3 protein-coding genes are annotated in these 4609 nt (G+C 68.6%); 2 read left to right on the top strand and 1 reads right to left on the bottom strand.

From position 1 onward, the window contains the following. Positions 1-728 (bottom strand): ABC transporter permease (locus tag ACT3S3_RS15120; RefSeq protein WP_444627004.1); only part of this gene is annotated, 728 nt, incomplete at its 3' end. Between the two features lie 369 nt (positions 729-1097). On the opposite strand from ACT3S3_RS15120, the gene ACT3S3_RS15115 reads away from it, so the two are divergent. Together ACT3S3_RS15115 and ACT3S3_RS15110 are read left to right on the top strand one after the other, a co-directional pair. Next, positions 1098-3515, top strand: a complete 2418-nt coding sequence (locus tag ACT3S3_RS15115; protein ID WP_444627003.1) for an HtaA domain-containing protein — start codon at positions 1098-1100, stop codon at positions 3513-3515. Positions 3516-3553: 38 nt separating this feature from the next. Continuing rightward, on the top strand, positions 3554-4609 hold a 1056-nt coding region (locus ACT3S3_RS15110; protein WP_301443826.1), incomplete at its 3' end, for an SURF1 family cytochrome oxidase biogenesis protein.

The raw sequence follows: 4609 nt of genomic DNA, 5'->3' as shown, positions 1-4609 counted from the left end.
TGCTTCCGGATCGCGGTCGACCGGGGCAGCCCCTTCGCACGTGCGGTACGGACGTAGTCGGCACTGAGGTTGTCCAGCAGCAGGCTGCGCTGGAGCATGTGGTAGCCGGCGTAGGTGATGATCACCAGGGACAGTGTGGGTAGTGCGAGATGCTGGAAGACGTCGACGACGGTGGGCAGGAGTCCGCTGACATCCGGGGAACGGGCGCCGGTGACGTAGAAGACCCGGGTACCGAGCAACTCGTTGACACCACGGCCCAGGGCCACGACCGCGACGGAGACCACGACGATATGGAGATTGATCGTCACGATCGATATTCCCTGCCAGACCCGGTCTCCGGTCCGGTACTGCCGGGACGCGGTGTAGAGCCCGATGCCCACTCCGATGATGACCGACAGGACGGTGGCTCCGATCATCAGCTGTGCCGACGTCCACATCCGGTAACCGACCTGATCGTTGACGCTGTCGCCCAGCGGGGACGTTCCCCAGTCCCAGTGAAGGACGATGCCGGAGATCCAAGCCCACCACCTTTCCGGCATCGGCTGGGTGGGACTGAGGTCGAGCGGCACGAGAATGTCCTCGATCTGTCCGTCGCTCAATGGTGGGCGCCGTCCCATGAAATTCGAGCGTGGGTCGAGAAAGACGGCGGCGAGGAACCATGCGAGGTTCGTCGCGATGACGATCACGGCGAGCCACCTGGCGGCACTCCTCAGGATGTATCTGGTCATAGGCCTTCGGTGGGTTCTTTCCGTACGGTCCGGTGCGGAGGGGAGCTGAGTTCTCGTACGTCGGTCAGACGTCTGTGGTTTCCTTTCCTATTTTCTTGGGAAGGGATCTCCGGTCGGTTCCGTGATGATTAACTTCGAGTTTCCGATTTCAATGTGTTTTTATACGGGACGAAGTACTCTCATTTATTTGCGGAACGAAAATGGCAGGGAGGGGTGACCCGTGTGGTCCGGGGGAGCGGTCCGGTGCGACGAGCTGGGGCATAAGCGGAAGAGGGGGGCACCCGGTGGTGATAGTTATGGGTTGATCGACTAGCCTTACCTAACTGAACATCGATGTGTTTCTAGACGTTTCCAGGAAAGTGCAGACCCGTGAACCCTCTGTCGCCCGTTCTCCCACCCCTGCGCAGCTCAGGGCGGTCGCTGCGCATCGCCTCCTCCGCCTCTCTCGTGGCCGTTGTCGCGGCTATTCCGCTCGCCGTGGCGGCCCCGTCGGCACTCACGCCGGCGGCTGCGGCGCAGACCTCTGTAGCTCAGGAGGGGACCCAGGGTGACTCGCAGCCTGCGGCGGTGTCCCAGGGCTCGTTCTCCTGGGGGATCAAGCAGTCCTTCCGCAACTACCTCACCGGGCCGATCGCCGGCGGGCACTGGACGCTGGACGGTGTAGGTTTCTCCGGGACGTCCAACGGTGAGGACGGCAGTTTCGACTTCACCGTCGACCCGTCCTCGGCCGCCGTACAAGGTGATGACGCCGACCTGCCGCTGCAGGGCTCGGTGAGCCTGGTCGGCCACGGCGGGCTGATCAACGTGACCCTGTCCAACCTGGTCCTGCAGGTCCGCGGCGGACAGGCCCAGCTCATCGCCGACGGCCGCTACCTTGCTGCGGAGGCCGACGCGGTGGTCAGCATGGCCGGCGGCCCGCCGGCGTTCACCGCGTCGCCGGTGGCGACCTTCGCGCTGGACGAGACGTTGAGCCAGGCCAGCGGCGTCGAGGGCACCGCCACGCTGGCCGGCGACAGCTGGATCCACGAGAACCTCAACCAGGCGTTGCTCGGCAACTACGGGGAGGGCAAGAACGACGGCGACCGGTTCTCGCTGAACCTGTCCACCGTGCCCGCCGCGGGGACCAACACCGTCGGCGACTCGGTGACCGTGGCGCGCTCCGCGGGGCAGCCCGAGACCGCCGCGGCAGCCGCTACGGAGGCAGCTACAGCGACGGCCCCCGCCGCCCAGACCCAGGCCCAAGCACAGTCACAGACCCAGCCGTCCGGCGACACCGCCACGTGCGGTCAGGTCACCTCGGCATCGGCCGGGTGGGGTATCAAGCAGTCCTTCCGCAGTTACCTCAACGGCCCCATCGCGATGGGCGGCTGGGACCTCGACGGCGTCGGATTCTCCGGCGAGCCCCGCGGCACCGGCCAGTTCGACTTCACCGGTGATCCTGCATCGGCACAGCTCTCCGGGCAGGACGCCGACATCCCGTTGGCCGGCTCGATCCACATGAACGGCCACTTCGGCGCGCTCGACATCACGCTGTCGAATATGTCCGTCAAGGTCCGTGGCACCCGCGCCCAGTTCATCGCGGACTACCGCTCCAGCACGGTCAGCAGCTTCTCGCCGGGCGCGGCGGTCACCGGTGCGGACACCGGCAGCCAGGTCGCCATCGCCGAGTTCACCCTCGACCAGCCGATCGCCGCCACCGGTGCGGGGACCGTCAACCTGACGGGGCCCGGCTACATCACCGCCGAGGGCAACACCGCCTTCGGCGGCAACTACGGGGAGGGCAACAACGAGGCCGACCCGCTGAACGTCACCCTGCAGACCGACGGCTCCGACTGCGCCACCACCGGCCTCGGCGAGCTCGCCGCGGCGTCCCCGGCCACCGGCGGTACAGGTACCGGCACGGGCATGGGTGCCGCAGCGTCCGGCTCGGGCACCCCGGACCTGGCGCTCACCGCCGGTGCGGCGAGCACGGCAGGTGCCGCGGGCTCGGCGGACACCACCTGCGACGCGAAGGACGACACGGCGAACCGCGTCGTGGACGCCCGCATGGGCTGGGGTGTGCGCGAGTCCTTCCGCAGCTACATCAGCGGCAGCATCGCCAACGGTGGGTGGACCACCGGTGGCGAGACCGTCTACAGCGACGGCGCCTTCGTCTTCTCCGGTAACGAGGGCACCGTCTCCGTCGAGGACGACCAGGTCAACGACGGTGTGCTGTCCTTCGCCGGGTCGGTGAACTTCACCGGACACGACGGGGTGCTGGACACCACCGTGGCCAACCCGGAGATCCGCCTGTCCGGCTCCACCGGCACGTTGGTGGCCGACGTCACCTCCAACGACACCGACGGAAACCCGCACGACTACGGCCGGATCGAGGTCGGTTCGCTGGCGGTGTCGCAGGCCGGGGTCAGCGAGGGCATCCTCGACGGTAATGCGTCGGTGACGCTCACACAGGACGGTTCCTCGGCGATGGGCTCGTTCTACGAGGCGGGTTCGCAGATGGATCCGCTGACCTTCCGCGCCGCGCTGGCCGACGGCTGCGACGGCGACGCCGACGGCCTCGGCGACATGCCCGAGGACGAGGACGGTGTACCGGAGGGTGCGCAGGCCGACGACGGTGACGGTGAGGTCACCATCCGCGGCACCTCCGACGACGGGGACGATGACGATCAGAACGCGCTCGTGTCCTTCGTCACGACCCCGTCCTCGGCGATCCCCAGCGCGATCGCGTTGATCGCGGTGGCCGTCGCCGCCTGGTTCGGTGTGCGGCTGCGTCGCTCCGGTGAGTGACTGTCGGATGTCCACGGTGGCGGACTAGACTCGTGGACGTGTCTGAGCCAGTGACCGACCCGTCCTCTGCGCCCGCTTCGCCACCCGACGGAGGGGCGGACGTTCCGACGGCCGGTGGCCGCCGACGTCGCACCGGGTGGCGCTCCTTCCTGACCCCGGGGTGGGTGATCACCGCCGTGGTGGCGGTGGCCTTCGCCTACGTGGCCTTCACCGTCCTGGCTCCCTGGCAGCTGGGCAAGAACCGCGACACCAACGAGTTCAACGACCGGCTCAGTGCCGGCCTGGAACAGGACCCGGTGCCGGCGGCGGACGTGCTGCCCGCCGACGGGTCGAGTGCGGGGGAGGAGAGCGAGTGGACCCGCGTGGAGATGCAGGGGCGCTTCCTCGTCGACGACGAGGTGCTGCTGCGTAACCGGCCGGTCGACGGGCGCCCCGCCTACCACGCGCTGACCCCGTTCCGGATGGACGACGGGATGACGGTGCTGGTCAACCGCGGCTGGGACCGCCCGGTCGACGGCTCTGCCGCGCCGGACGTCCCGGCGGCCACCTCCACGCCGGTCACGGTGACCGGGTACGTGCGCATGTCGGAGGCCGTGCCGGGCACTGACCCGATGGCCGCCGACGGCCGCCTGCAGGTCTACGGCATGAGCACCGCGATGGTCGGGGACACCGTGGGTCTGGACCTGGCGGCCGACTACGTGCAGCTCGACGACGCCTCGGTGGCGACCGCCGACCCGTCGGGCACGATGTCGGCGCTGGACCTGCCGAACCTGGACTCCGGGCCCTACCTGTCCTACGGGCTGCAGTGGATCGCCTTCGGTGTGATGGTGCCGCTGGGTCTGGCCTACTTCGTGTGGGCGGAGATCCGGGAGCGGCGCCGTCGCCGCGCGGAGGTCGCCGCCGAGGTGGCAGCACAGGCAGGCGCCCAGACGGGCGCGCCGGAGGCTGCGGCATCGGCCGCACCGGCACCTGCGGCGCAGACGACGCCGGAGCGTCCTGCGTCGTCGAGCAGGGCGAGCAAGTTGGAGAACCGCTACGGGGGGAGCCGCACCCGTTTCTACGACAAGCGCAACGCCCGAGATCAGGAGCGCTTC

Source organism: Corynebacterium sp. AOP40-4SA-5 (assembly GCF_052377355.1).
Taxonomy (GTDB): Bacteria; Actinomycetota; Actinomycetes; order Mycobacteriales; family Mycobacteriaceae; genus Corynebacterium.
Note: the sequence above shows the minus strand (reverse complement) of the source record. Positions and strands in the feature narration are given on the sequence as shown.